Origin of the sequence: Ruegeria sp. HKCCA0235A (assembly GCF_013033235.1) — a bacterium.
Taxonomy (GTDB): Bacteria; Pseudomonadota; Alphaproteobacteria; order Rhodobacterales; family Rhodobacteraceae; genus Ruegeria.
Window position 1 is genome coordinate 72,204 of record NZ_WQDQ01000011.1, and the last position, 24,805, is coordinate 97,008.

Genomic DNA, 24,805 nt, shown 5'->3' on the forward strand with positions numbered 1-24,805 from the left:
GGACATCCTATTTGTCGCAGTGGCACATTAAGCGCGCGCGGCAATCTGCGCGTTGACTCTTTTTTGCGCCGACGGTCCATTCGGTGCAGCCAATTTCTATCGGAGCAAAAGCTATGAATCGCATCCTCGCTACCGCAATCGTCGGCCTTCTGGCCCTTCCTGCTTATGCTGAAGGCGACGCTGAGGCGGGCAAGAAAACCTTCAACAAATGCAAGTCCTGCCACATGATCGCCGACCCGGCAGGCGAAGTGATCGTCAAAGGTGGCAAGACCGGCCCCAACCTCTATGGAATCGCGGGCCGCACCGCTGGCACCGTTGAGGGTTTCAAATACGGAGACAGCATCGTTGCCGCCGGTGAGAAGGGTCTGGTCTGGGACGAAACTACTTTTGTCGAGTATGCTCAGGACCCCAAGGCATTTTTGAAAACCTATCTGGATGACACATCCGCCAAATCGAAAATGACCTTCAAGCTGAAAAAGGGCGCCGAAGACGTCTATGCCTATATCGCAAGCGTGTCGGGTGAATAACACCTGATACTGTGCACCACTGCACAAGGACCAAAGGCCGCAGCCCCTGCGGCCTTTGGTGCGATTGATAACAATGTGGAACAGCCGCACTTTGAAGTCAGACGGCGGATTGCCAAGCAACGCCGCAAAGCCAAGCCGATCCGGCAACAGCAATAATCAAAATCAGGGCTCGTCAGGCGGATTGGCAGCAGGAGAGGACAGATGGGTATCATGATCCCAGCTTGGGTCGATGGTGAGTTGACCCCTGTAGACAAGCTTGAAGTTCACGAGAAGGGGCTCAAGCACAAGGCTGTGTCGGTTTTTGTCGTACGGGGGACCGAGATCCTGTTACAGCGTCGCGCATTGGGCAAGTACCACACGCCCGGCCTTTGGGCGAACACCTGCTGCACGCATCCCGATTGGGACGAAAGCTCGTCCACCTGTGCCGTGCGCCGCCTGCGTGAAGAGCTTGGGATCACAGGTCTGTATCCCGAATACCGACACCGGCTGGAATATCACGCCGATGTCGGCAACAGCATGGTGGAAAACGAGGTTGTCGACGTCTTTCTGGCCCATGTCCGCGGCCCGCTGAAAATCGCGCCCAACCCGGATGAAGTCATGGATATCCGTTGGATCGACTATCACGATCTGTTGGCCGAGGTGAAACGCCACCCGGACCGGTTTACGCCCTGGTTGAAGATATATCTTCACAACCACGCGGACACGATTTTTGGCCCGGATCTGATCATTTCTGCCAAATCATGACCTCGGCTGGAAATCCGTGCCTTGCAAGGGCGGCGCAAGCCGCCTAAATCAACGCGTCATGGCCAAGCAGAAGACAGACCCGAATTACAAAGTGATCGCCGAAAACCGGCGCGCCCGCTTCGATTATGCCATCGAGGACGACATCGAATGCGGTATCGTTCTGCAAGGATCCGAGGTCAAATCCCTGCGCGCGGGTGGCTCCAACATCGCGGAAAGCTATGCCACCGTCGATGATGGCGAGCTGTGGCTGGTCAACAGCTATATCGCGCCATACGAGCAGGCCAAAGTGTTCAAGCACGAAGAACGCCGCCGTCGCAAGCTGCTGGTGTCCCGCAAACAGATGTCCGATTTGTGGAATGCAACCCAGCGCAAGGGCATGACGCTGGTGCCGCTGGTTTTGTATTTCAACCACAAGGGGTTGGCCAAGATCAAGATCGGCATCGCCAAGGGTAAGAAAACCCATGACAAGCGCGAAACCCAGGCCAAGCGGGATTGGTCACGGCAGAAACAGCGTTTGTTGAAAGACCACAGCTAGAACGCCATCGCTGCCTGTACCGCACGTTGCCAACGCTCATAAGCCGCATCGCGTTCGGCTTGTTCCTGCGTTGGTTCGAACCGGCGATCCAGCGCCCATGTTTCCGCAAACCCGGCCTGATCCGGATAAATTCCGGCTTTCATGCCTGCCAGCCATGCGGCGCCCAGGGCTGTCGTCTCTTGCATGACAGGGCGGTCCACAGGCGCGCCAAGACAGTTCGACAGGCCTTGCATGGTCCAGTCAGACGCGGCCATCCCGCCATCGACGCGCAGGATGACATCGGCATCGGCGCCCCAGTCGCCCTGCATGGCATGCCACAGGTCGCGGGTCTGGAAGGCGATGCTTTCCAGCGTGGCGCGGGCAATCTCGGCCCGGCCGGAATTGCGCGTCAGCCCGAACAGCGCTCCGCGACAGTCAGGTTTCCAATAAGGCGCCCCGAGGCCGGTGAAGGCGGGCACAAGCACCACATGCTGGTTCGGATCGGCCTGAGCCGCCAGTTCGCCGCTTTGTGGCGCCGCATCAATGATCTGCAACGCGTCGCGCAGCCATTGCACTGCGGCCCCCGCGATAAAGATCGAACCCTCCAGCGCATAAGTTCGTCGGCCGTCCAGTTGATACGCGATCGTCGTCAGCAGGCGGTTATTCGACTGAACCGGCTGCGCGCCGGTGTTCAGCAGCGCAAAGCAACCCGTGCCATAGGTTGATTTCATCATACCGGGCTGGAAACAGGCCTGCCCGATGGTGGCGGCTTGCTGGTCGCCAGCAACGCCCAGAATGGGAATGTCGCCCCCGAGCAAAGTGGTGGTTCCGAAATCCGCGGCGCAATCCTTCACTTCGGGCAAAAGGTTCAGGGGCACATCCAGCAGGTCGCAAATCTCGGCGCTCCACGTGCCCGAGTGAATATCGAACAGCAGGGTACGGGCGGCGTTGGTGGCATCGGTTGCATGAACACGGCCTTCGGTCAGCCGCCAGATCAAGAAACTGTCGATCGTGCCGAACAGCAGGTCTCTGGCTTCTGCCCGCGCGCGGGCACCCGAAACGGTATCCAGCAGCCATTTGACCTTGGTGCCCGAGAAATAAGGATCCAGCAGCAGACCGGTCTGAGCGGTAACGTCATCCTCGCACCCGGCCTGTTTGTAGCGCGCGCAGATATCGGCGGTGCGGCGGTCCTGCCAGACGATGGCATTGTGGATGGCCTTGCCGGTCTGTTTGTCCCAGACAACCGTCGTTTCGCGCTGGTTGGTGATGCCGATACCGGCAATCTGATCCGCTGAAACGCCGGTGGTTTCCATCACCTCACGGCACACGTGCAGAACGCTGGACCAGATATCCTCGGGGTCGTGTTCAACCCAGCCTTCCTGCGGGAAGTGCTGGGGAAATTCCTGCTGGGCAGTGCCGACAGGCCGCATCTGCGCGTCAAACAGAATGGCGCGCGAAGACGTAGTGCCTTGATCGATTGCCAGAATATGGGTCATTTCCGCTCTCCCCCGGTATCGTTTTGCCGGACTTTAGCGCAAACAATGGCGAAGGGGCCAGTGCAGAAATCAGGCCGGATTGACAGGGATATTGTCGATCAGGCGGACACCGTCGGCCCAGGCTGTGACGAACAGGCGGGCGGGTCGACTTGCGCTGGACAGGCTTTCCAGCGTCTCGGCACAGCGCAGGTCGACATACTCGACTTCGGTGAACCCGACCTTCAGCAGGGTTTTCTTGGCATCCTGCGCCAGTTTGGCAAAGCCTGCTCCCTTAGCCAGATCGTCGGCCACCTGTTGCATGACGCCGTTCATTTGTTCTGCAACCTTCAACCCTTGGGGGGCAAGAAGAAGATTGCGCGACGACATCGCCAGGCCCGAAGGTTCTCGGACAGTCGGGCAGCCGATCACCTCGATTGGGATGTTCAGATCACGCGCCATCCGGCGGACAACCAGCAGCTGTTGATAGTCTTTTTCCCCGAAATAGGCTCGATCCGCCTGTGTTTGCAGGAACAGCTTGGCGACCACCGTGGCGACACCTTCGAAATGTCCGGGGCGGAAGGGGCCTTCCATCACGTCGGTCAGACCGGCAACCGATACCGTCGTCGAAAACCCTTCCGGATAGATTTCCTGCGGGTCTGGCACATAGATCGCATCCACACCATAAGGGGCCAGCTTTTGGGCGTCTTCATGCTCGGTGCGGGGGTAATTTGCCAGGTCTTCGGGATTGTTGAACTGCTTGGGGTTCACAAAAATCGTCACGATCACCCGGTCGCAGCCCTGTTTCGCCGCCTGTGCCAGTGACAAATGCCCCTCGTGCAGCGCACCCATGGTCGGAACCACGCCGATGGTCTCACCGTTTCGATGCCAAGTGGTGGTTTTGGCACGCAGCTCGGCCAGAGAGCGCAGAATCGGTGCGGTCATGTCTTTTGTCCTTTGGCCGGAGCCTGATCGGCAAAGACATGTTCATCCGCCGGGAAGGTCCGCGCGCGGACTTCGGCCGCGTATTCCGCGATGGCCGCTTCGGCCAACGGACCAAGCTCGGCATAGCGTTTGACGAATTTGGGTTTGAAGGCGGTGAAAAAGCCCACCATGTCGTCCACGACCAAAATCTGCCCGTCACAGCCCGCAGATGCACCGATGCCGATGGTCGGGATTGCAATCTCTTCGGTGATCTGGTTCGCCAGACCTTGGGGCACTTTCTCCAGAACGACCGAGAACGCGCCAGCCTCGGTCACGGCGCGGGCATCCGCCATGACGGCTTCAGCCTGCTCGTCCCGGCCCTGCACCTTGTAGCCGCCCAGCGTATTGATCGACTGCGGCGTCAGTCCGATATGAGCCATCACCGGAATGCCTCGTTTCACCAGAAAGCGGATGGTTTCAGCCATTTCCACCCCGCCTTCCAGTTTGACCGCGCCTGCATTTGTGTACGCCATCAGGCGTGCGGCGTTACGAAAGGCTTGCGCCGGGCTTTCTTCATAACTTCCGAAAGGCATGTCGATGACCATCATCGCACTTTTCAGGCCGCGTGATACGGCCTGACCATGCAGGATCATCATCTCCATCGTGACCCCCAGCGTGGATTCCAGCCCGTGCAGCACCATGCCGACGCTGTCACCGACCAGCACGAAATCGCAATGGGCGTCCATCAGGCGCGCCATTGGCGTGGTATAGGCGGTCAAAGAGACCAGAGGTTCGCCGCCTTTTCGGGCGCGAATGTCCTCGGCGTTCGGGGCTTTCTTGCGGGCGGTGGCGCTCATGGATCGCTCCTGCAGTATTATGTTGCAGTGCGGCATAGCAGATCGGGAGGGGCCGAAGAAACCCCGGTTGCGCGAACATTCCCTTGATTGACCTGAGGTTTACAGGAAGACTGTCAGTAAAATGGCCCTGAAAACAAGGGCACAACCCATTTCAGTAGGGAGAATTCACATGACAAAATTCCTGTTCCGGACATTTGCATCGACCCTGGCCGTAGGGGCCAGCCTGCTTGCCACGCAGGCTTTGGCCAAGTCGGACATCACCATTGCGATGCAGCTTGAGCCTCCGCATCTGGACCCGACAAGCGCCGCGGCGCAAGCCATCGACTCGGTGGTTTACACCAATATCTTCGAAGGCCTGACACGTTTCATGGGCGACGGCTCGGTCGTGCCCGGATTGGCGGAAAGCTGGGAGATTTCCGAAGACGGGACGGTCTATACCTTTAACCTGCATGACGGGGTGACCTTCCATGATGGCACCACCATGGACGCCGAGGATGTCAAATTCAGCCTTGACCGCGCAACCGCGGAAGACAGCGCCAACGCGCAGAAGGCCCTGTTTGCCGGTATCGAAACCGTCGAGGTCGTCGACCCGTTGACCGTGAAAGTCACCCTGTCAGAGCCGAACGGAAATTTCCTGTTCAACTTGGCCTGGGGGGATGCGGTCATCGTCGCGCCGGAAAGCATAGACAACATCAAGACCAACCCGGTTGGTACCGGTGCCTATACCTTTGGAAACTGGGTGCAGGGCGACAGTATCACGCTGAACCGAAACCCCGATTACTGGGGCGAACAGCCCGCATTAGAGACTGCAACGTTCAAGTTCATCTCGGACCCGACCGCCGCTTTTGCCGCCATGATGGCCGAGGATGTCGACGTGTTTGACAACTTCCCGGCGCCGGAAAACCTGCCCCAGTTCGAGGCCGACCCGCGCTTTCAGGTCCTTGTGGGGTCGACCGAAGGTGAGACGATCCTGTCCACCAACAACAAGCAGCCTCCGTTTGATGATATCCTTGTTCGTCAGGCATTGGCCCATGCCATTGACCGGCAGGCGATCATCGACGGCGCAATGTTTGGTTATGGCACGCCGATCGGAACCCACTTTGCGCCGCACAATCCGGCTTACGTCGATCTGACCGCGCAATCCGCTTACGACCCCGAAAAAGCCAGAGAGTTGCTGGCAGAGGCGGGATTCGAAAATGGGTTCGAGACGACATTGCATTTGCCTCCGCCGTCTTACGCCCGTCGTGGGGGCGAAATCATAGCGGCGCAGCTGGCCGAGGTCGGCATCACGGCCGAGATCATCAATGTGGAATGGGCCCAATGGCTGGAATCCGTGTTCAAGGGCAAGGAATTCGGTCTGACCATCGTCAGCCATACCGAGCCTATGGATATCGGTATTTATGCGCGGCCTGATTATTACTTTCAGTATGACAGCACGGATTTTCAGGCGCTGATGGACACTCTGAACACCACCACCGACCCCGAAGAACGCACCCGTTTGCTGGGTGAGGCGCAGCGCCTGATCGCAAGCGACTATGTCAATGGCTACCTGTTCCAGTTGGCCAAACTGGGCGTTGCGAAAGTCGGCGTTCAGGGCCTTTGGGAGAACGCGCCCACCGCCGCAATCGATCTGACTCAGATCAGCTGGTCCGAGTAATGTTACAGCCCGGGCCGCGCCGGGCGGCCCGGGCCTTCCATTGTGTCAGGGTGTTCTCACGTATGTTCTTGCTCCGTGCCATTCCCGTCTTGGTTTTAGGTTTTTTTCTGGTGCTCGGTTCCTCTGTCGCGGCCACGGCGCAGAATGTGTTGGGGGGTCGGATGGATGCCCCGCCCGGAACGCCCGAGAACCCGTTGAACGTTGGGATCGGCATTCGCATCGACCAGATCACCGGTGTTGATCAAAAGGCCGAAAACTATGGCGCGGTTGTGGTCTTGCGGGTGGAATGGACCGATCCGGCGCTGGCGTTTGATCCCGAGGAACTGGGGAGGGATGTCCGGGTCTTCAACCCGCCCGACCTTGCCAATCACGCGGCAAGTATCGGGTCCGTTCTGCCGGCTTTTGTCATTCACAATCAGCAGTCCAACAAGTGGATCCACGAATCCGCCGCATCCCTGCGTTACGACGGACGGGTGCTGTATGTCGAAAAATCGTCTCTTACACTCCAGGCGCCTCATTTCGATTTCCGAAAATACCCGTTCGACACGCAGGAGTTTCATTTCGAGGTCGTTTCGGTCTTTCCCTCTGAATACGTAAATTACCATCCGTTGAACGAATTCTCTGGCCTCGGAGATCAGTTGGGCGAAGAAGAATGGATTCTGAACAATGCACGGTTGGAAACATCCAGGGTCTTGGGTCTATCCGGCAAAGAAAGCGATCAGGTCGCGCTTGTTTTTGAGGGCAATCGACACCTGACCTATTACGTCATTCGGGTTTTCCTGCCGATGCTTGTCTTGATATCGGTCGGCTGGGCGCTGTTTTTTCTGGATGAATACCGCCGGAGGATCGAGATTGCGGGCGGCAACCTGTTGGTCTTCGTCGCGTTCAACTGGGCAATATCCGCAGATCTGCCCAAGCTGGGTTATCTGACTTTTCTGGATTTTGTCCTTCAGTGCATGTTCCTGATGACCGGGGCGCTGATCGTGTTCAACGTCGCGCTGCGACGATTGAAAGTGTCCGGCAAGGAGGGGGCGGCGCGCACTTTGGACAATTATGCGATCAAGTGGATCTATCCACTGGGCTATGCCGCGATCGTTGCCTATGCGGTTTCCGCTTTCCTTCTGGTGCCTTAGACGCTGGACCCGTGCCTGATGTGACCCTAACGTGGTGCCAATGCTCCGCTACGTCCTCAAACGACTGATTTCCTTGCTTGTCAGCCTGGCCGTCGCCTCGGTGGTCATCTTCGCCGTGATCGAGGTTGCCCCGGGTGATCCGGCTTCGTTCATGCTGGGCGTCAATGCGCAGGAGGACACGCTGGCGGCGCTGCGGGCCGAGTTGGGCTTGGATGGGTCCAGGATACAGCGCTATTTCCACTGGGTTGGCGGCATGCTGGTGGGCGATTTCGGCACGTCATACACCTATCGCACACCGGTGTCGCAGATGATCGCTGAGCGGCTGTGGGTGTCGTTGCCCCTGGCGCTTTACGCGCTGACGCTGTCCACGTTGATCGCCTTTCCCGCCGGAATCTATGCCGCTGCGCGTCGGGGCAAACCGGGGGACCTTGCAGTGATGGGGGCGACGCAGCTTGGCATCGCAGTCCCGAACTTCTGGTTCGCGATGATGCTTGTGCTGATCTTTGCCATCAATCTGCGCTGGTTCAATGCGGGCGGGTTTGCCGGTTGGAACGACGGTCTGTGGGTCGGCCTGCATTCCCTGACCCTGCCTGCCGTGGCTCTTGCCTTGCCACAAGCGGCGATTCTGGCGCGCGTCATGCGGTCGGCCTTGCTGGACATTCTGGGTGAGGATTTCATGCGTACGGCTCGGGCCAAGGGTCTGTCCCGTCGTCAGGCCCTTTGGCGGCATGGGGTGCGAAATGCGCTGATTCCGGTGCTGACCATCATCGGCTTGCAGTTTTCCTTTCTGCTGGCGGGATCGATCATCATCGAACAGGTGTTCTATCTGCCGGGCCTCGGGCGGCTGGTGTTTCAGGCCATTTCTGCCCGAGACCTCATCGTCGTGGAATCGGTCGTGATGCTGCTGGTCTTTGCTGTGATAACGGTCAATTTCCTTGTCGATCTTGCTTATGCGGCCGTGGACCCACGACTGAGGAGCAGGACATGAACCGGAACCTGATCCTTGGGGCCTTGTTGTCGTCGCTGGTGGTTCTGGCCGCGTTGGTCTCGTTCATCTGGACCCCCTACGACCATGCCGCGCTGGACATTCCCAATAAATTGCAGCCACCAAACGGGCAGCATTGGTTTGGGACCGATCATTTCGGCCGCGACATGTTCTCGATGATCATGGTCGGTGCGCGTACGTCAATTGCGGTGGCGCTGGTGGCCGTCGGCATCGGCATGGCAATCGGCGTTCCTCTTGGACTGGCGGCGGCCGCGCGCAAAGGCTCATGGCTGGATGAGGTCATCATGCGTGGCAACGATCTGGTCTTCGCTTTCCCTTCGCTGGTGATCGCCATCCTGATCACGGCCGTCTATGGCGCCGGAGCGATCAACGCCATTGTTGCGATCGGCATTTTCAACATCCCCGTCTTTGCCCGTATCACCCGCGGGGCTGCTTTGTCGCTTTGGGAGAGAGAGTTCATCCTCGCCGCCCGTGTGTCGGGCAAAGGGGCCGCGCGGATATCGGCTGAACATATTCTGCCCAACGTGGCCAATCTGCTGATCGTGCAGGGGACCATCCAGTTCAGCCTTGGCATTCTGGCCGAAGCGGGCCTGTCATATGTAGGTTTGGGCGCTCAACCTCCGACGCCCAGCTGGGGCCGGATGCTGGCAGACGCACAGACGATGGTCAGTTTTGCCCCGCATTTGGCTCTGATTCCGGGTCTGTCGATCATCGTCACGGTGCTGGGTCTGAACCTGTTGGGCGACGGAATGCGGGACTGGCTGGATCCCCGGATCAGGGTGGCGCGGGCATGAGTTTGTTGCAGATTGAAAACCTGTCGCTGACGATCCACGGGATACCGATTCTGAAACAGGTCAGCTTGTCGATCGACCCCGGCCAGATCGTGGCGGTGACGGGTGAAAGCGGCTCGGGCAAATCGATGACCGCATTGGCGGTGATGCAACTGCTGCCGCATGGGACCAGTACGGAAGGTGCGATCTGGCTGGACGGTCAGGATCTGTTGACACGGTCAGAGCTCGATTTATGCGCCTTGCGCGGCGCGTCTTTGGGGATGGTGTTTCAGGAACCGATGACAGCGCTCAATCCGGTGAAAACCATCGGTGACCAGGTGATGGAGACGATCCTGATCCACAAGGCGATGCCCCCGACTCAGGCCCGAACACGCGCCAAAGAGGTGCTGACCCGCGTCGGCCTGCCGCCTGATCGGTTCCCCCTTTCCCGCTATCCGCACGAACTGTCCGGTGGGCAACGGCAACGCGTGGTCATTGCCATGGCCATCGCTCTGCGCCCCAGGCTGCTGATCGCGGACGAGCCGACGACAGCGCTGGACGTCACGACACAGGCGCAGATTCTCGACCTGCTCCAGGGGCTGGTGCGCGAATACGACATGGGGCTGCTGATGATCACCCATGATCTGGCTGTTGTCTCTGATATGGCCGACCAGATCATCGTGATGCGCCACGGAGAAGTGGTTGAAAGCGGGGCCACACAGCACCTGCTGCGTCACATGCAACACCCTTATACCCGAATGCTGTTCGAGGCGTCTGGTCATCAGGTCACTTTGCCGGAACCCGCGCAACCGCACACGTTGCTGGAGGTAACCCAGGTTGTCCGGGACTACCGATTGCCCCGAAAAGGCCTGTTGGACGCGCCGCGCCATCACCGGGCGGTGGATGGTGTCAGCTTCTGCCTCAACCGAGGCGAGCGGTTGGGGCTGGTCGGGGAATCCGGATGTGGAAAATCGACCCTGACACGGGCAATTTTGGGCTTGGAGGAGGTTCAGTCCGGTCAAATCCGTCTGGGTGGTCAGCCGGTTTTCACTGGGCACAAACCCAACCTTGCCGTGCGCCGGAAGATGCAGGTGGTGTTTCAGGACCCATATGGCAGCTTCAACCCCCGTCATCGTGTCGCGCGCCTGATCACCGAGCCTTTCCATTTGCTGGACGACCCGCCCACCGGATCAGACCGGCGGGATCGGATCTCGGAAATACTGACGGCCGTCGGCCTCAGCCCCGGCGACGCGGGCAAGTACATCCACGAATTCTCGGGTGGGCAACGACAACGGATCGCTATTGCACGCGCCCTGATCATACGGCCCGAACTGATCCTGTTCGACGAGGCGGTTTCGGCGCTTGACGTTTCGGTCCGTGCTCAGATCCTCGATCTGCTCGCTGAACTGTGCGACGCCTATGACCTGACCTATCTGTTCATCAGCCATGACCTGAGCGTTGTCCGCACGATCACGGACCGTGTGCTTGTGATGCAGTCCGGGCGGATCGTCGAACAGGGTCAGACCAAGCAGGTGTTCGAAGATCCGCAACATCCCTATACGCAAACCCTGATTGCCGCTGCGCCCCGGTTGCCCGAGATAAGGCCACTGATGGCATAAAGTTCCCTGTTAGAGCCTGATTGGAGGCCCCAAAATGACCCAGAAGATTTGGTTTGATCCCACCTTGTGCCTGATCGGCGGGCGCTGGAGCCAGGCGGCTGCGGGCGGAAGTCTGCCCTTGATCAACCCTTCGGACGGGACCGAGATCTGCCGGATCGCCCGAGGGTCCGAGGCGGATATCGACGCGGCGGTACAAGCCGCCCGTTCTGCGTTGAATGGTGATTGGGGGCGAAAGACGGCGTTGGAACGCGGCCGCATCCTGACCCGGCTGGGCCAGCTGGTGCTGGAACGGGTGGACGACCTGGCGCGGCTTGAGGCGATGGATGTCGGCAAACCGCTGACACAGGCCCGGGCAGACGCGGTCGCCCTGGCGCGCTATTGCGAGTTCTACGGCGGCGCGGCGGATAAGGTGATGGGTGAGACCATTCCCTATCTCGATGGCTACACCGTCTATACCCTGCGCGAACCACATGGGGTGACGGGCCATATCGTGCCGTGGAACTATCCGATGCAGATTATCGGGCGTTCGGTCGGGGCGGCGTTGGCCATGGGCAACGCCTGTGTTCTGAAACCGGCGGAAGAGGCCTGTCTGACCGCGTTGGCCTTTGCCCATCTTGCGCAACAGGCCGGGCTGCCGGCCGGTGCTTTGAATGTCGTGCCCGGTCTGGGGGCCGAGGCGGGTGCGGCGTTGTCCGGACATTCGGGTGTAAACCACATCTCGTTCACCGGTTCTGTTGCCACAGGGGCCCTTGTGCAGCAGGCGGCGGGGCGCAACGTGGTGCCCGTGACGCTGGAACTGGGCGGGAAATCCCCGCAATTGGTTTTCGACGATGCCGATCTGGATGCGGCGCTGCCGTTTCTGGTGAATGCGGGTATCCAAAATGCGGGCCAGACCTGTTCGGCCTCGTCCCGGATCCTGGTGCAGCGGGGCGTTTATGAGCAGGTCAGATCGCGCATGTCTCAGGCCTATGAAGAACTGACCGTCGGCCCGGCGATGCGGGATCTGCGGGTTGGGCCGTTGATCTCGGAGCGGCAGAGACAGATTGTCAGGGGCTTCCTGAAAACCGCCACGGACCTGACGATCGCTGCGCAGGGACAGATTGTCGAAGACGCGCCAGAGACCGGAGCCTATGTCCGGCCCACTTTGTTCGCAGACGTGCCGCCAGATCATCAGTTGGCACAGGACGAAATTTTCGGCCCGGTTCAGGTTCTGATCCCTTTCGACACCGAAGAACAGGCTCTGACCATAGCGAATAGTACAGAGTACGGCCTGGTCGCCAGCGTCTGGACGCGGGATGGCGCGCGGCAGATGCGGTTGGCGAAAGCGCTGCACTCGGGTCAGGTTTTCATCAACAACTACGGCGCAGGCGGTGGTGTTGAACTGCCGTTTGGCGGGGTGGGAAAATCCGGCCATGGCCGCGAAAAAGGGTTCGAAGCTTTGTACGGCTTTTCACAGTTGAAGACAGTTGCCGCGTTTCACGGATAACATTTCCCAGGCAATTCAGATCAGCTTTGCTTCCAATGTATGATTGTCCCAAATCTGTGATGTCCGCGTGGCAGAATGCCCACTGAACCAACCTCCGACGACCTCGTCGGCAACGTTGGCACTGGCGGGGAACTTTTGTCTTCCGCCATCTGCCAGGATCACCAGGTCAAACCAGACCCGAACAGAATACGGCACATTGATCCGGCCTGAATTCAGGTTGTATTTGTGCCAGTGTACCGGGCAGCTCAAGAAAACGACCTTGTTGAAATGTGCCCCCATCTCGGCGGCTTTCATGACGACATTGCAGCCGTGGCTGTGGGCAACCACATCGCAGCCGTGATAAGCCTCAAGATCTATCCAGTTTTTCAAGTGTTTGGCAGCAATATGTCGGCCGCGGTCGGACCACCGGCCCTCCCATTCATAGTAGTTTTGCCCTGAATAGATGTCGTTGCGATGCGGCCTGATGTAATTGTGCAGATCTCCGACATGGGGATAGTACCATGTAGGGTCGGGATTGACTTCGAAGTGAGTGCCATGAACCAGAAGCAACCCCGGCGCACCGGCTTTCTGTTGCGCGGGCGCCGGTGGAACCTTCGAACCCGGCGGGTCTGAAATCAGAGCGGACGACAGCACTGTAAGCAAATCTTGCGAGAGCGGCTCCAACTGCGCCCAACGTGCCATAAACACACCAAGCCAAAGACGTGGCGGAAAAGATTCCGGCGAATACAGTTTGAGGCACGAACTCAGTGCGGCAAGAGCAACAATTGAATCAGGGGCCGCCAGCCCAAGCTTCAAAGCAGCGTCAATATGTTCGACGCTCGGCTGTTCTTCTGCTGCTCTGATCGCCTCGAACAAACGTTGGTAATACCCCTCAGGCTCTGGCGAAGTAAGCAGGTCAACGGGCCTTAGATCACCGGGGTCATCAAAGAAACGCATGTATTCGTGGGCGGATGTTTGGCGGTCGTCAATTGGCCGGAATCCGAGCATAACAAGCTGTTTGGACAGAACGGCATCGTCGGTTTCTTCCCAATCGCGGCCCAACAGTAAAAGGTCGCTGTCATCGCCTTCGGCTTGCAGAAACTGCGCGCGGGATATCAGGTATGCGGCGTAGGAAAAAAGTGAAAGCTCATCCCGGGATCCGCCGGTATCGTAGAAGTTCTTTGGTTCAAAAATCATTTTATCTCAACCTTAATGCTCAATGGGAATGCCTTCCAAAATAGCATCAGGTGAGGTGCCGATAAATGATGAATGCACCGCCGTGGTTCAGACGATCACCTCGATCGCCTTTTGCGCTCCGACTCCAAACACCCGCTTGTAGCGTTCGATCTGGTCCTCCGGACCCATAGCCTTTTCCGGGTTGTCCGACAGTTTGACCGTCGGGCGGCCATTGGCGGATACCGCTTTGCAGACCAATGAGAACGGCGCCAGCGCGTCATTGGGGACGAGTCCGCGAAAATCGTTGGTCAGCAAGGTTCCCCAACCGAAGGAAATATTGGCGCGGCCCGCGAACTGGGCATGCAATTCCTGAATTTTCTCGACATCCAGACCATCAGAGAAGATGATCCGTTTCCCTGTCGGGTCTTCGCCGCGTGCGTTCCACCAGTCTATTGCGACCTCGGCCGCTGCTGCCGGGTCTCCGCTGTCGATGCGAATGCCGGTCCATCCCGCCAGCCAGTCAGGAGCATTGTCCAGAAACCCCTTGGTGCCATAGGTGTCGGGCAGGATGATGCGGAGGTTGCCGTCATGCTCGTCATGCCAGTCGCTGAGCACGTCATAAGGCGCCTGCGCCAACGCTTCATCCGTATCGGCCAGCGCGGAATAGACCATGGGCAGTTCATGCGCATTGGTGCCGATGGCCTCGACCTCGCGTCGCATGGCGATCAGGCAGTTTGAAGTTCCGGTAAAGGATGCGCCCAGCCCTTCGATCATCGCCTGCACGCACCAATCCTGCCACAGAAAGGAATGCCGCCGTCTGGTGCCGAAATCCGCGATCCCAAGCCCGTTTATCGAGCTCAACTTTTCGATCTTTTCCCAAACCCGGGTCATCGCGCGGGCGTAAAGCACCTGCAATTCGAACCGGCGCATGTCGTTCAGCACCGCGCGCGAGCGCAGCTCCATCAACACCGCCAGCGCGGGGATTTCCCACAACATGACCTCGTGCCACTTGCCTTCAAAGGTCAGTTCAAATTGGTCACCTTTGCGTTCAAGGTGATAGGGCGGCAGTCGCAAATTCTCGAACCACTCCATGAAGTCAGAGCGGAACATCTGCCGTTTTCCATAGAACATGTTGCCGCGCAGCCAGGTGCTTTCCCCACGGCTGAGGCTGAGAGAGCGGATGTGATCTAGCTGTTCCCGCAGCTCGCCTTCATCGATCAAACGCGCCAGAGGTACGTGATTCGACCGGTTGATCAACGAAAAAACGACATCTGTTTGAGGCTTGTTTCGAAACACTGACTGGCACATCAGCAGTTTGTAGAAATCAGTATCGATCAAAGACCGTACAATCGGGTCAATCTTCCATTTGTGATTGTAGACGCGGGTCGCGATGTCGACCATGGGGAACTCCTGCGATTTCCGTAGTTAGATCAATCGACTCTGGAAATAGCAAGAGTCACTGATTTGGTGACAATGCCAGTTTGACGTCACAATACCGGCATATTGTGCATTGTTTTTACCGGTTAGTGAGAAGAGGGGATGGAAAGTCGAAACTGAGTTTGTGAATGGGTATCGAGTACGATTTTGATATTGTTAACGTAGCGCTGGAAGATCTGGACCCCGAAAAGCTGGGGTCTGCCTCTGATAGGGAACGCCAGGTATGTGCGGTGTTCCGCGATATCAGAGCCGCGGACGCGTTGCGTGGAACATCGCCGAAAATCCGCAAGATTTTCATGGATGCCGGATTCAGCCTCGAGTCGCGCAACAGCGGCATCGTGCCAGGTGTTTTTCCGGCCGAGGATCATGCGGATCGGGTGCGAATTCTGCGGTCGCTGTTTGACAACATCAGGACGCGTGGAATTCGGGGTGAATATTGCGGCGATTTCAACCTTTGGGATTTCCTGCATTATGTGCGAACCGCGCAACCCATGGCTGGGATCGTACGCAGCCGACCGATGCGCGTTCCGCCACCTCCGTCAAACCAAACCAACCCGGAACGTCGCACGATACCAGGGCGCATTGGGTTCGCGCTGGGTCTGGCGGTTGTTCTGTTCGTGATGATCAAGCTTTTGGCTGCCGCAGGGGCCACACCTTAGGTCAAAGCGACTCCGGCGTCCCGCATCGCCTGCTCGGCGGCTGCCAGCGAACCGTCCATATCAATCGCGCGGCACGCGCCCATGCGGACCGTGACATCGAAACCCAACCTGGCGGCATCTACCGCAGAATAACGCACGCAGTAATCGGTGGCCAATCCCACAAGGGTCAAACGGTTGATACCGCGTGTATCCAAATAGCCTTTAAGGCCTGTCGGTGTCTGGTGGTCATTCTCGAAGAATGCGGAATAGCTGTCGATGGCACTGCGGAACCCCTTGCGAAGGATCAGGTCGCCATCCGTGCGCAATTCGGGATGAAACCCGGCGCCGCGCGTGCCCTGCACGCAGTGGTCGGGCCACAGAACCTGTGGGCCATAGGGCATTTCGACCAGGTCGAACGGGTTTTTGCCATCGTGGGAACTGGCAAACGAAGAATGCCCCGCCGGATGCCAATCCTGAGTCAGGATCACGGCATCGAATTCATCCATCATGGCGTTTATCGGTGCGACGATCTCGTCCCCTTCTGCCACGGCCAGTGCCCCACCTGGGCAGAAGTCGTTCTGGACATCAATCACGAGCAGCGCATGGGTCATGGCGGCCTCCTTTTACCGCTCTATCGGTAGGCGGCGGCGCGCGGGGTGTCAATGCAATCCCTTGCGACTCTGGGTCTGCAAAGGTAGATCGCGCGTATGTACACAATCGCTGCCCTCTATCACTTTACACGTTTCGCGGACCCGGCCGCGTTGCGCGACCCCTTGCTGGACCTGTGCCGCGCGCAGTCTGTCACAGGTACGCTGCTGCTTGCCCAGGAAGGGATCAACGGCACGATCGCCGGCCCGCGGGCCGGAATTGACGCCGTGCTGTCACATGTCCGATCCTTGCCCGGTTGCGCTGATCTGGAGTGGAAAGAAGCGACCTCGGACCACCCGCCTTTCGGCAAGATGAAGGTGCGGTTGAAGAAAGAGATCGTGACCATGGGCCAGCCCGACGTGGACCCGCGCGCCCGTGTCGGCAACTATGTCGACCCGCAGGAGTGGAATGACCTGATCCGCTCTGACGATGTGGTTTTGATCGACACGCGAAACGATTACGAAGTGGCAATCGGGACGTTTGAAGGCGCAATAGACCCTGAAACGGCCAGTTTCCGCGATTTCCCGGCATGGTGGGAACAGAACAAGGACCGCTTTCACAACAAGCGGGTCGCCATGTTCTGCACGGGCGGTATCCGTTGCGAGAAATCCACCAACTACTTGTTGGGGCAGGGGGTCGAAGATGTCTATCACCTCAAAGGCGGTATCCTGCGGTATCTGGAGGAAATCCCCGCCGAAGACAGTTCCTGGCAGGGTGAATGCTTTGTTTTCGACAATCGCGTTTCGGTTGGCCACGGTCTTGTTGAAGGGCCGCACAAGCTTTGTCATGGCTGCCGGCGTCCAATCCTGCCCGAGGATATGAAGCGCCCGGAATACGAGCATGGCGTTTCATGCCATCAATGCATCAATGAGACGTCCGATGCTGACAAAATGCGCTTTCGCGAGCGGCAAAAGCAGATCCTGCTGGCGCGGGAACGGGATGAGGCGCATTTGCGGCAGGATTGAATTCGGGTTGCGGGCGATGCCTTTAGGTCGGATGATTGCCCGAAATCCGGATTGAGGGGGCGTTCATGCATCGCAAACCCACGACATTGGACGAATGGAAATCGACCCTGATTGCGGCACTGGGGCTGGTCCTTGCTAGCTTCCTGGCTTGGTATGGCCTGTCCCGCCTGAGCGAGGCGGCTGCGGGCGATACGATTGGCACAGTCGCCTCAATCGGGCTGTTGATCTGGCTGGTGTCACAGTCCTGGTATTACATGACACAGGTGAAATCGCCCCGCAGGCTTTTGTTTCTGATGGGTGTTTCGTTCATACAGGTTGTTCCATTCCTGTTCGCCGCAGTTTACGGGGCCTTTGGGTATAACGACCACTGTGTCATCGGTGCGCAGGGTCCGGGGGATATCCTGTATTTTTCCTATGTCACCTTCACCACAGTCGGATATGGCGACATGTCCCCGACCGGTCTGTGCCGTGGGCTCGCTGTGTCCGAGGCCGTAACGGGCTATATCCTGCTGGGGATGTTTGTTGCCGCAGCAGTTTCGCTTTATGCCCGCAACCACGATCCGGATAGACCCTAATTAGGGGCTATTTGTTGTGATCGATCCATCGCGACATCATTTTCTTGTCGCGGAAACACTCGGATGGGATCGGGCGGCGCTTGCTGCGTGAAATCCGCTCGGCAAACGCGACTTGTTTTCCCGTCGGGTAATTGTCGAACTGTGAGGTCCCGTGTGGTTTGTGGGCTGAAATCCAGTCAGACAAAAGCCGCCGGTCACGCTGTGCCTCAACCGGAATCTCAAGGGCTGACTTCTCGGCAATCGCACGCGCATACCGCATCTGCCGATCGGTGACCGGAAGCAGGTGATAGTCGTTGTTCGGCCCGTTCAGGGCTGTGGGACGTGTTTGCTGGGTCATCGGTTTGTCCTCTGACTATGTAGAACATAAATAGAACATTAACCAAAAATTTCAAGGTTTGCGGGGTTTGACAGGCGTGAAACCGCCCCTTTGATGATTTTATTGACTGGTCAATCAATAACCGATAGGCCGATTTTCGACTGACCATTTGTCCCGTCCTGACGGGTGCGAAAGAAAAGGACACGGTATGAAGTTTCAGCCCCGGGCCAGCCATTTCATTGACGGCGAATATGTCGAAGATACAAACGGCGCGGCCATCGAAGTGATCTATCCCGCTACAGGCGAAGTGATTGCACGGTTGCATTCAGCGACGCCGGCGATCGTGGAACAGGCTCTAAACAGTGCAAAAAACGCTCAGGCAGCATGGGCGGCCCTGTCCGGGACGGAACGTGGCCGCATCCTGCGCCGCGCCTCTGATATCATGCGCGAACGCAATTACGACCTGTCCGTTCTGGAAACCCATGATACCGGCAAGCCGATTCAGGAAACCACAGTGGCCGATGCCACCTCGGGGGCCGATGCGCTGGAGTATTTTGGTGGATTGGCAGCCTCTCTGACTGGCGAGCATATTCCGCTGGGCGGGGGGGATTTCGTCTATACCATCCGCGAGGCGCTGGGCGTGTGCGTCGGGATCGGCGCCTGGAATTACCCCACGCAGATCGCCTGCTGGAAAGGTGCACCTGCACTGGCTTGCGGCAACACGATGGTATTCAAACCTTCGGAAACCACGCCCCTTTCGGCATTGAAAGTGGCCGAAATTCTTGTCGAGGCCGGCGCACCCAAGGGTGTCTACAACGTGATCCAGGGTTACGGTGATGTCGGTGCTTCGCTGGTCTCTGATCCGCGCGTGGCCAAGGTCTCTTTGACAGGTTCTGTGCCGACGGGCCGCAAGGTCTATGCTGCTGCGGCGGATGGCATGAAGCATGTGACCATGGAACTTGGCGGCAAATCCCCGATGATCGTCTTTGACGATGCCGACATCGAAAACGCTGTTTCAGGTGCGATCCTGGGCAATTTCTACTCTTCGGGCCAGGTTTGTTCCAACGGCACCCGCGTCTTCGTTCAGAAAGGTATCAAAGAGGCATTCCTGAAACGTCTGTCGGAACGTCTGGCGCACGCGAAAATCGGCGATCCAATGGACGAGGACGTCAGCTTTGGCCCGATGGTCAGCGAGAACCAGATGAACATCGCCCTGGGCTATATCGAAAAGGGCAAAGCCGAAGGCGCAAGACTGGTTTATGGCGGTGAACGGATCGAAAGAGACGGCTATTTTGTGCAACCCACGGTTTTTGCTGACGTCACGGACAACATGACCATCGCGCGCGAGGAAATCTTTGGCCCCGTCATGTCGGTGCTGGATTTCGAGACCGAGGAAGAGGTGATGGCCCGCGCCAATGACACCGAGTTCGGTCTGGCCGCAGGTGTCTTCACGAATGATCTGACCAGGGCGCATCGAATCGTGGCCGGATTCGAAGCTGGCACTTGCTATATCAACACCTACAACCTTGCCCCGGTCGAAGCGCCGTTTGGTGGATCGAAGATGTCCGGTGTCGGGCGCGAGAACTCGAAACTCGCGATCAATCACTTCTCGGAAATGAAAACCGTCTATGTCTCGATGAATGATGTTGAGGCTCCGTACTGAATCAAGGACGGTTGTCCGCTGTTTTTGACGTCTCAGCTCCCGGTGTCCGGCACCGGGAGCTGAGGAAGCGCCAGCCAGTGGCGTGCAGTACTGCACTGGCAATACCGATGCCTGTCAGCGTGTCGGAAAAGGCGGGCTTGCAGAATTTGTGTCCAAAGACGTTGCCATCCCAAACCGGTTGGCCAGGTTTGATGAGGAGACACGTCCGCGATTTCTCTGACCACGGAACTCATTGAAGGCGTGGAACTTTTACCGCCGTCCTTCGGATGTGGCGTCTCGTTTTCACGCATCTGCCGTCAATGCCACAGCACCGGTTGCTTCACGGGCGGTCAGCCGTCGTGACCTTTTTGGTTGGGGAACGTGGCCTGAAATTCGGCGGCCTGTTTTTCTGTGTCATGTCTGGAACACAACATCCTTGAAAGAAGTTGGAGCCATGTTTGCATCCCCGCCTGATCGGGCGTTCTGATTGGACCCGCTTTGAAGCAACGGCGCCGGGCTCCCAACGCTGCCAGCGGTTGAAACGCATCGCAGGGTATACCGGGACCGGCGTTCACTTTGCCGGGTGCGGCCGGAACAGTCGCGATATACGTCATTTTACCCCAACTGCGTTCAACATCTCGTCGATCCGCTGGCGGGCCGACTGGCTGTCCTTCAACAGGTTTTCCGCATCCGCCAGCGGTTTTTCTGCCGACCGTTCCGGCAGGTCAGACAAGGCTTGGGTCATTTGATTCAATGCCGCGTATTTCCCGCCCGCAGGTTCCAACCTTTTATCCGATACTCCGGCCAGCCAGAAGTACCGGTTTGCCGCTTCGTTTTGTTCGAGATCTCGGAGCATTTCGCCGGCGGCTGCAAAATCTTCTGTTGAAACCATCGCCTGCGCGCGCAAGGCAATCGCCTCCGCGGAATTGTCATCAGCCAGCTCCAGCAGGGCTTGATGAGGGCGCCCCGACAGCAAAGCGGCCCGAGCCCGCAACCGAGCCCGATCCGAGCGCCGAGACTGATCTTCCGGTTTGTTCGCCAGCGCGAATGTCTGCTGAGCAAAGCCCAGATCAGCAAGACGGCTTGCCAATGCAATTGCAGTATCGGTTGTCAGCACTGCCGTCATGTCTGGCTGCATTACCTCCATCGTCTGGCGTAGAAAGGTTGCGTCATCCGATCTTTCAGCAAGCAATTGCAGATGCCGATTGATCGCGCCGTCACTATCGGGTCCGGGTGGCTGCGCTTTGATCACGTCAAATGCACGGTCGAATTCCTGGCTCAGGCTCAGAGCGATCGCATAGGTGCGGTTCATCATCGGGCCCAGCTCCGATCGCCTGAACTCGACCGCATAAGATGCCGCCAGATCAAGCTCTTGAGAAGAAACAGCTTTGCGTTCAGACCAACGTTTTTCCACCAGGCGCGCCAAAGCCAGCGGAGATTCAGTGGCGGCGTCGGTAGAGGTTATAACCTCGGTCAACAACTCTTCTTCACGGTCACTGTCCCCTTCCGCCTTGGCAACGCTGGCTTTGGCCTGAGCGACACTGGATATCGTTTCCGGTTCAATCCGGTCAACCGAACGAAGGATTCTGCGGGCAGCCTCCAGTTGTTGTGCGCTCACCAGTAATTCTGATAACCGCGGCCCCAGCTGGCGGCGAAGATGATCTGGCAGTCTTGAATACGCGTTTTCGATTGCTTCCACGTTTGCGTCAGGTGCCAGTTCCCCTTCGGACAACACAGCCCAAAGCGCGGCATCGCTGTCACATCGTTGCAGGTCGTTGAATGGATTCCTGGGCAGCGGCGGCCGGTTATCTACAACCCGCGCAATTGCCGCAACGGGTTCGAAGCCCTCTGGCGGCGTCTCCAAAAGCCTAAAGACACTCAACGCTTCGGCTCCGAAACCGAAAGAGGCGTAGAGCCTGGCCAGGTTCATGGCCTTTTCGCCGTCAAGTTTGTCAAACTCTTTGTACAGCCCAGAGCGGAGAGCTGATACCTGGTCCAGAAAAGGCGTGTCCCCTGACCAGGACGCAAAATTCATCTCAGCAGTCGAGATGCAGGCCGGTCTGTGGTCAATTGGTTGCAGTTCTGCGTTCAATACATTCTGCAAATCGTCCAGAACCGTGGTCAGACGTACGTTCGAACGCAATCGGGGCGGCACAACGCTTGTACCGGACGGGGCGGTATTGCGTGGCCCGACAGGAGCAAGCTTCAAATCCAGCAACTTGCGATCGGTCCCTTGCAGAAGACGAGTGGACAGCTGGTCTTTTATCCCCTGCTCAGTCATGGTGAGGAGCGGAAGATGCAACCCTGTCCCAACCGATGGCGGTTTGCCTTCGGCCGTTTTTCCGATCAAGGGTGGCGGTACATTCTCAAGAAGCGGCGGCAACAATTCCCCTGGCGCGATGTCCAGTACGATCATCGAGTTTCTGTACAGAAACGCCGACGCCACGCAGTCGCACCCGAACTCCAGCTCCAAAGCGCTGCCGGGGTTTTCCTGCGACAATGAGGCCAGGCGGTTCGTGGTCAAACGCCCAAAAACCGAGCTGGTTTTGAATGTGACATCGTCCAGGGCAATGGTAAGGCTGGCGCCGTTCTTCCGTTGCGCCAGCACCCAGCGGGTGTCCGGTGGCACGTCGAAAACCAGACGTGTGAATCCGTCATGCTCACCGGATCGCACCACCACGTCCTGTGCAGTCACGGCAGATGCAGCCATGACCAAAACCGCAATCAGAAACCCGATGCGCTTCATGCCGCAGCCTGCTTGAGCTCTTTCAATGCGTCTTCCAGCTCGGAAAAGCCCGGGCGGTTATGGGTTGGGGTGTTCTGGCGTCCGACTTCAATGCACATGGCGGCATTGTGGTTGTGCAGGTTGGCCACCAGTACTTCTTTGATCAGCTGATAAAAGTGGTTGTCTTCTTCAACCACGGCTTTCAGTTTGCCTGCGAAGGGGCCGACCAGACCATAGGCCAGAAAAACGCCCAGGAACGTGCCTACCAGGGCACCCCCAATCAGCTTCCCCAGCACTTCGGGCGGCTGATCGATTGATCCCATCGTCTTGATCACGCCCAGAACCGCAGCAACGATCCCCAGCGCGGGCAGGCCGTCTGCTACTGTTTGAAGCGCATGGCTTGAGTGCATGGCGTGATGAAAATTCGCCTCCATGCGCTTCTCCAGAACCTCTTCAACCTGATGCGGATCGTCATAATTCATCGCCGCCGACCGCATGGTGTCACAAATCAGGTCGACGGCCTCCTTGTCTGATTGGATCTTGGGGTATGCGGAAAACAAGCTGGAGTTTTCGGGGTCTTCTATATGCTGCTCGACCTCAACAGGGTTGGCGCGGGCAATGCGGATCAACGAAAACAGAAGGCACAGAAGGTCACGATAGTCTTCGGGCTTCCATTTCGGGCCCTTGAAAACCTTGGCCATGTCTTTGATCGTATGTTTCACGCCGCCCATGTCATTGCTGATCAGAAAGGCTCCTACGGCGGCACCACCGATCATCATCATTTCGAAGGGAAGAGATTTCATGATGATGGTCATCTTGCCACCTGCCGCGAGATAGCCGCCGAAGACCATTACGAAGATGACAACAATTCCAACAATTCCAATCATTTGAGATCTCCAGATGAGTTCTGTGCGATACCGGGCAACACGGGCGACTACTCCTGTGGGGCCGAGGCGTTGCGTCCGGCCATGACAACGCTGATCGTATAGGCCGCTTCGGGGCTCAGGCCCGCCAGTACGCCAGCCGCTGCGTCTGCCGGCATGCGGGACAGGAACCCTGCGGCAAAGGTCGGGTCCATAGTTTCAAACAACGCGGCTGCGTCCTTGGGTTTCATGTTCTGGTAAACATCCGTCAGGCGCGCCAGATCGTTCTCTGCCGCCTTGTCCGCAACCGCCAACGTGGCACGCAGGGCATCTTCTGCTTCCTTCAGGGCCGTCAGACGCGTTTCAACGGCCTGGGTTGCGATCTCCAGTGCTTTTTCCTGATCGCGCAATTCAGCCTCTCGCTGTTTGACGCGTTCCTCCCGGCGCAAAAGTTCTGCTAGCACAACCTGAACATCGCGTGTTTCGGACGCGGCGGGCTTGTTTTCCACGGCTTCGGGTGTCGCCGGTTTGGCGAGCGCGGGTCCTGCCTCCAAGCCAACGCGAATGGCTGCCGAGCCGATCATCAGCAATGAGATGACAGCAAGCACACCGCCGCGCGGACGTGTATCGTGTTTGGCGTTGCGCGCAAGGCTCATGCCTGCGCCCCGTTCTGTTTGCGGTCATGGCGGAAGAACATCAGGCCCTCTGGCGCCTTGGGTTGCTCTTCACGCGCACCAGTTTCGGCCGGTTCCGCTGCTTTCTCGTGCTTGGTGCCCTGTTCCTCTTCAGGCTGGGGCTCGTCTTGGACAGGCTTTGCCGTTTCCGGGGCGGCAGTTTCTTCTTCGGGGATGACATCATGCAGAGATGCCATCATCAGCTCCAGGTGCTGAGCCACGGTCTCAGCCCTTTGCGTCAGCGCCTTCAGCTGATCCCCCGATTGATCCGAGGCATTTCGCGCGCTGTCCAGGGATTTCTTCAGCTCTTCTGCCTGGGTCGACAACACGGCCACCGCGCCACCGACGCCTTTTTCAAGATCGGTGAACCGCCTGAGGCGGCGCGACAGCACAAAACAATAAAGACCCGCGCCCAACGCACCGGCGACCAGCAAAATATCCGCAATCAGCTCCAATTC

At 58.1% G+C, this 24,805-nt stretch carries 24 protein-coding genes; 13 read left to right on the forward strand and 11 right to left on the reverse strand.

What is annotated here, in order from left to right; genetic code table 11:
• The first annotated feature begins 113 nt into the window (after positions 1-113).
• From GOW56_RS17545 to smpB, 3 genes are all read left to right on the forward strand, one after another.
• Complete coding sequence (locus tag GOW56_RS17545; RefSeq protein ID WP_171172089.1) at positions 114-527, forward strand: cytochrome c family protein; 414 nt, start codon at positions 114-116, stop codon at positions 525-527.
• 201 nt (positions 528-728) lie between these two features.
• Positions 729-1,271: an isopentenyl-diphosphate Delta-isomerase gene (gene idi / locus GOW56_RS17550; RefSeq protein ID WP_171172087.1), complete on the forward strand. Its 543-nt coding sequence runs from the start codon at positions 729-731 to the stop codon at positions 1,269-1,271.
• Between the two features lie 58 nt (positions 1,272-1,329).
• Positions 1,330-1,806 (forward strand): SsrA-binding protein SmpB, encoded by a 477-nt coding sequence (gene smpB / locus GOW56_RS17555; RefSeq protein WP_152459447.1) that lies wholly within the window; start codon positions 1,330-1,332, stop codon positions 1,804-1,806.
• On the opposite strand, the gene glpK is transcribed toward smpB, so the two are convergent.
• From glpK to panB, 3 genes are all read right to left on the reverse strand, one after another.
• The gene (gene glpK, locus GOW56_RS17560) at positions 1,803-3,281 is read right to left on the reverse strand and encodes a glycerol kinase GlpK (protein WP_171206682.1); all 1,479 of its coding nucleotides are present in this window, start codon (positions 3,279-3,281) and stop codon (positions 1,803-1,805) included. The genes smpB and glpK overlap by 4 nt on opposite strands.
• Before the next feature lie 69 nt (positions 3,282-3,350).
• On the reverse strand, positions 3,351-4,202 hold the full coding sequence (gene panC / locus GOW56_RS17565) for a pantoate--beta-alanine ligase (protein ID WP_171206683.1): 852 nt from the start codon (positions 4,200-4,202) through the stop codon (positions 3,351-3,353).
• Complete coding sequence (gene panB, locus GOW56_RS17570) at positions 4,199-5,038, reverse strand: 3-methyl-2-oxobutanoate hydroxymethyltransferase (protein WP_171206684.1); 840 nt, start codon at positions 5,036-5,038, stop codon at positions 4,199-4,201. The genes panC and panB overlap by 4 nt, the downstream gene beginning before the upstream one ends.
• A 169-nt stretch (positions 5,039-5,207) precedes the next feature.
• On the opposite strand from panB, the gene GOW56_RS17575 reads away from it, so the two are divergent.
• The 6 genes from GOW56_RS17575 to GOW56_RS17600 all read left to right on the forward strand — a co-directional run bounded on the left by GOW56_RS17575 (position 5,208) and on the right by GOW56_RS17600 (position 12,709).
• Positions 5,208-6,695, forward strand: a complete 1,488-nt coding sequence (locus tag GOW56_RS17575) for an ABC transporter substrate-binding protein (RefSeq protein WP_171206685.1) — start codon at positions 5,208-5,210, stop codon at positions 6,693-6,695.
• A gap of 161 nt (positions 6,696-6,856) precedes the next feature.
• Positions 6,857-7,828, forward strand: coding sequence for a hypothetical protein (locus tag GOW56_RS17580; RefSeq protein ID WP_254447253.1), 972 nt, complete (start codon positions 6,857-6,859; stop codon positions 7,826-7,828).
• Positions 7,829-7,868: 40 nt separating this feature from the next.
• Complete coding sequence (locus tag GOW56_RS17585) at positions 7,869-8,816, forward strand: ABC transporter permease (protein WP_171206686.1); 948 nt, start codon at positions 7,869-7,871, stop codon at positions 8,814-8,816.
• Positions 8,813-9,628 carry an ABC transporter permease gene (locus GOW56_RS17590; RefSeq protein WP_171206687.1) on the forward strand — a complete coding sequence of 272 codons (816 nt, stop codon included), beginning with the start codon at positions 8,813-8,815 and terminating at the stop codon, positions 9,626-9,628. Before GOW56_RS17585 ends, GOW56_RS17590 begins: the two co-directional genes overlap by 4 nt.
• Complete coding sequence (locus GOW56_RS17595; protein WP_171206688.1) at positions 9,625-11,223, forward strand: ABC transporter ATP-binding protein; 1,599 nt, start codon at positions 9,625-9,627, stop codon at positions 11,221-11,223. Before GOW56_RS17590 ends, GOW56_RS17595 begins: the two co-directional genes overlap by 4 nt.
• Before the next feature lie 34 nt (positions 11,224-11,257).
• On the forward strand, positions 11,258-12,709 hold the full coding sequence (locus GOW56_RS17600; RefSeq protein WP_171206689.1) for an aldehyde dehydrogenase family protein: 1,452 nt from the start codon (positions 11,258-11,260) through the stop codon (positions 12,707-12,709).
• A 15-nt stretch (positions 12,710-12,724) separates the two neighbouring features.
• On the opposite strand, the gene GOW56_RS17605 is transcribed toward GOW56_RS17600, so the two are convergent.
• Positions 12,725-13,885, reverse strand: coding sequence for a hypothetical protein (locus GOW56_RS17605; protein WP_171206690.1), 1,161 nt, complete (start codon positions 13,883-13,885; stop codon positions 12,725-12,727).
• An 87-nt stretch (positions 13,886-13,972) separates the two neighbouring features.
• Positions 13,973-15,265, reverse strand: a complete 1,293-nt coding sequence (gene pncB, locus GOW56_RS17610) for a nicotinate phosphoribosyltransferase (protein ID WP_152459437.1) — start codon at positions 15,263-15,265, stop codon at positions 13,973-13,975.
• Positions 15,266-15,429: 164 nt separating this feature from the next.
• Between pncB and GOW56_RS17615 the strand changes: the two genes are divergently transcribed.
• A complete protein-coding gene (locus tag GOW56_RS17615; protein WP_171206691.1) occupies positions 15,430-15,960 on the forward strand; it encodes a hypothetical protein in 531 nt (176 codons plus the stop codon).
• Here the strand turns inward: GOW56_RS17615 and pncA are convergent.
• Positions 15,957-16,550, reverse strand: coding sequence for a bifunctional nicotinamidase/pyrazinamidase (gene pncA, locus GOW56_RS17620; RefSeq protein WP_171206692.1), 594 nt, complete (start codon positions 16,548-16,550; stop codon positions 15,957-15,959). The two genes, GOW56_RS17615 and pncA, sit on opposite strands and share 4 nt — an antisense overlap.
• 96 nt (positions 16,551-16,646) lie before the next feature.
• Between pncA and GOW56_RS17625 the strand changes: the two genes are divergently transcribed.
• Positions 16,647-17,552: a rhodanese-related sulfurtransferase gene (locus GOW56_RS17625; protein WP_171206693.1), complete on the forward strand. Its 906-nt coding sequence runs from the start codon at positions 16,647-16,649 to the stop codon at positions 17,550-17,552.
• 65 nt (positions 17,553-17,617) lie between these two features.
• Positions 17,618-18,127 carry a potassium channel family protein gene (locus tag GOW56_RS17630; protein ID WP_171172063.1) on the forward strand — a complete coding sequence of 170 codons (510 nt, stop codon included), beginning with the start codon at positions 17,618-17,620 and terminating at the stop codon, positions 18,125-18,127.
• A 7-nt stretch (positions 18,128-18,134) separates the two neighbouring features.
• On the opposite strand, the gene GOW56_RS17635 is transcribed toward GOW56_RS17630, so the two are convergent.
• On the reverse strand, positions 18,135-18,464 hold the full coding sequence (locus tag GOW56_RS17635; RefSeq protein ID WP_171206694.1) for a hypothetical protein: 330 nt from the start codon (positions 18,462-18,464) through the stop codon (positions 18,135-18,137).
• Between the two features lie 187 nt (positions 18,465-18,651).
• On the opposite strand from GOW56_RS17635, the gene betB reads away from it, so the two are divergent.
• Positions 18,652-20,106 (forward strand): betaine-aldehyde dehydrogenase, encoded by a 1,455-nt coding sequence (gene betB / locus GOW56_RS17640; protein WP_171206695.1) that lies wholly within the window; start codon positions 18,652-18,654, stop codon positions 20,104-20,106.
• A 589-nt stretch (positions 20,107-20,695) separates the two neighbouring features.
• Here the strand turns inward: betB and GOW56_RS17645 are convergent.
• Genes GOW56_RS17645 through GOW56_RS17660 form a run of 4 tightly spaced genes read right to left on the reverse strand, consistent with a single transcriptional unit; the run spans position 20,696 to position 24,802 of the window.
• Complete coding sequence (locus GOW56_RS17645) at positions 20,696-22,831, reverse strand: hypothetical protein (RefSeq protein WP_171206696.1); 2,136 nt, start codon at positions 22,829-22,831, stop codon at positions 20,696-20,698.
• Positions 22,828-23,697 (reverse strand): flagellar motor stator protein MotA, encoded by an 870-nt coding sequence (gene motA, locus GOW56_RS17650; protein ID WP_152459429.1) that lies wholly within the window; start codon positions 23,695-23,697, stop codon positions 22,828-22,830. Before motA ends, GOW56_RS17645 begins: the two co-directional genes overlap by 4 nt.
• 47 nt (positions 23,698-23,744) lie before the next feature.
• The gene (locus GOW56_RS17655; protein ID WP_171172053.1) at positions 23,745-24,329 is read right to left on the reverse strand and encodes a MotE family protein; all 585 of its coding nucleotides are present in this window, start codon (positions 24,327-24,329) and stop codon (positions 23,745-23,747) included.
• Complete coding sequence (locus GOW56_RS17660; protein ID WP_171117105.1) at positions 24,326-24,802, reverse strand: hypothetical protein; 477 nt, start codon at positions 24,800-24,802, stop codon at positions 24,326-24,328. The genes GOW56_RS17655 and GOW56_RS17660 overlap by 4 nt, the downstream gene beginning before the upstream one ends.
• Positions 24,803-24,805: the final 3 nt, after the last annotated feature.

Bases quoted from the DNA above. Each gene is read 5' to 3' on its own strand.
- glpK (WP_171206682.1), bottom strand. From the start codon at position 3,281: ATGACCCATATTCTGGCAATCGATCAAGGCACTACGTCTTCGCGCGCC.
- GOW56_RS17615 (WP_171206691.1), top strand. From the start codon at position 15,430: ATGGGTATCGAGTACGATTTTGATATTGTTAACGTAGCGCTGGAAGAT.
- GOW56_RS17580 (WP_254447253.1), top strand. From the start codon at position 6,857: ATGGATGCCCCGCCCGGAACGCCCGAGAACCCGTTGAACGTTGGGATC.
- GOW56_RS17600 (WP_171206689.1), top strand. From the start codon at position 11,258: ATGACCCAGAAGATTTGGTTTGATCCCACCTTGTGCCTGATCGGCGGG.
- panB (WP_171206684.1), bottom strand. From the start codon at position 5,038: ATGAGCGCCACCGCCCGCAAGAAAGCCCCGAACGCCGAGGACATTCGC.
- GOW56_RS17635 (WP_171206694.1), bottom strand. From the start codon at position 18,464: ATGACCCAGCAAACACGTCCCACAGCCCTGAACGGGCCGAACAACGAC.
- GOW56_RS17630 (WP_171172063.1), top strand. From the start codon at position 17,618: ATGCATCGCAAACCCACGACATTGGACGAATGGAAATCGACCCTGATT.
- GOW56_RS17595 (WP_171206688.1), top strand. From the start codon at position 9,625: ATGAGTTTGTTGCAGATTGAAAACCTGTCGCTGACGATCCACGGGATA.
- betB (WP_171206695.1), top strand. From the start codon at position 18,652: ATGAAGTTTCAGCCCCGGGCCAGCCATTTCATTGACGGCGAATATGTC.
- GOW56_RS17645 (WP_171206696.1), bottom strand. From the start codon at position 22,831: ATGAAGCGCATCGGGTTTCTGATTGCGGTTTTGGTCATGGCTGCATCT.
- GOW56_RS17575 (WP_171206685.1), top strand. From the start codon at position 5,208: ATGACAAAATTCCTGTTCCGGACATTTGCATCGACCCTGGCCGTAGGG.
- motA (WP_152459429.1), bottom strand. From the start codon at position 23,697: ATGATTGGAATTGTTGGAATTGTTGTCATCTTCGTAATGGTCTTCGGC.
- GOW56_RS17605 (WP_171206690.1), bottom strand. From the start codon at position 13,885: ATGATTTTTGAACCAAAGAACTTCTACGATACCGGCGGATCCCGGGAT.
- pncB (WP_152459437.1), bottom strand. From the start codon at position 15,265: ATGGTCGACATCGCGACCCGCGTCTACAATCACAAATGGAAGATTGAC.
- GOW56_RS17625 (WP_171206693.1), top strand. From the start codon at position 16,647: ATGTACACAATCGCTGCCCTCTATCACTTTACACGTTTCGCGGACCCG.
- GOW56_RS17545 (WP_171172089.1), top strand. From the start codon at position 114: ATGAATCGCATCCTCGCTACCGCAATCGTCGGCCTTCTGGCCCTTCCT.
- pncA (WP_171206692.1), bottom strand. From the start codon at position 16,550: ATGACCCATGCGCTGCTCGTGATTGATGTCCAGAACGACTTCTGCCCA.
- panC (WP_171206683.1), bottom strand. From the start codon at position 4,202: ATGACCGCACCGATTCTGCGCTCTCTGGCCGAGCTGCGTGCCAAAACC.
- GOW56_RS17655 (WP_171172053.1), bottom strand. From the start codon at position 24,329: ATGAGCCTTGCGCGCAACGCCAAACACGATACACGTCCGCGCGGCGGT.
- smpB (WP_152459447.1), top strand. From the start codon at position 1,330: ATGGCCAAGCAGAAGACAGACCCGAATTACAAAGTGATCGCCGAAAAC.
- idi (WP_171172087.1), top strand. From the start codon at position 729: ATGGGTATCATGATCCCAGCTTGGGTCGATGGTGAGTTGACCCCTGTA.
- GOW56_RS17585 (WP_171206686.1), top strand. From the start codon at position 7,869: ATGCTCCGCTACGTCCTCAAACGACTGATTTCCTTGCTTGTCAGCCTG.
- GOW56_RS17590 (WP_171206687.1), top strand. From the start codon at position 8,813: ATGAACCGGAACCTGATCCTTGGGGCCTTGTTGTCGTCGCTGGTGGTT.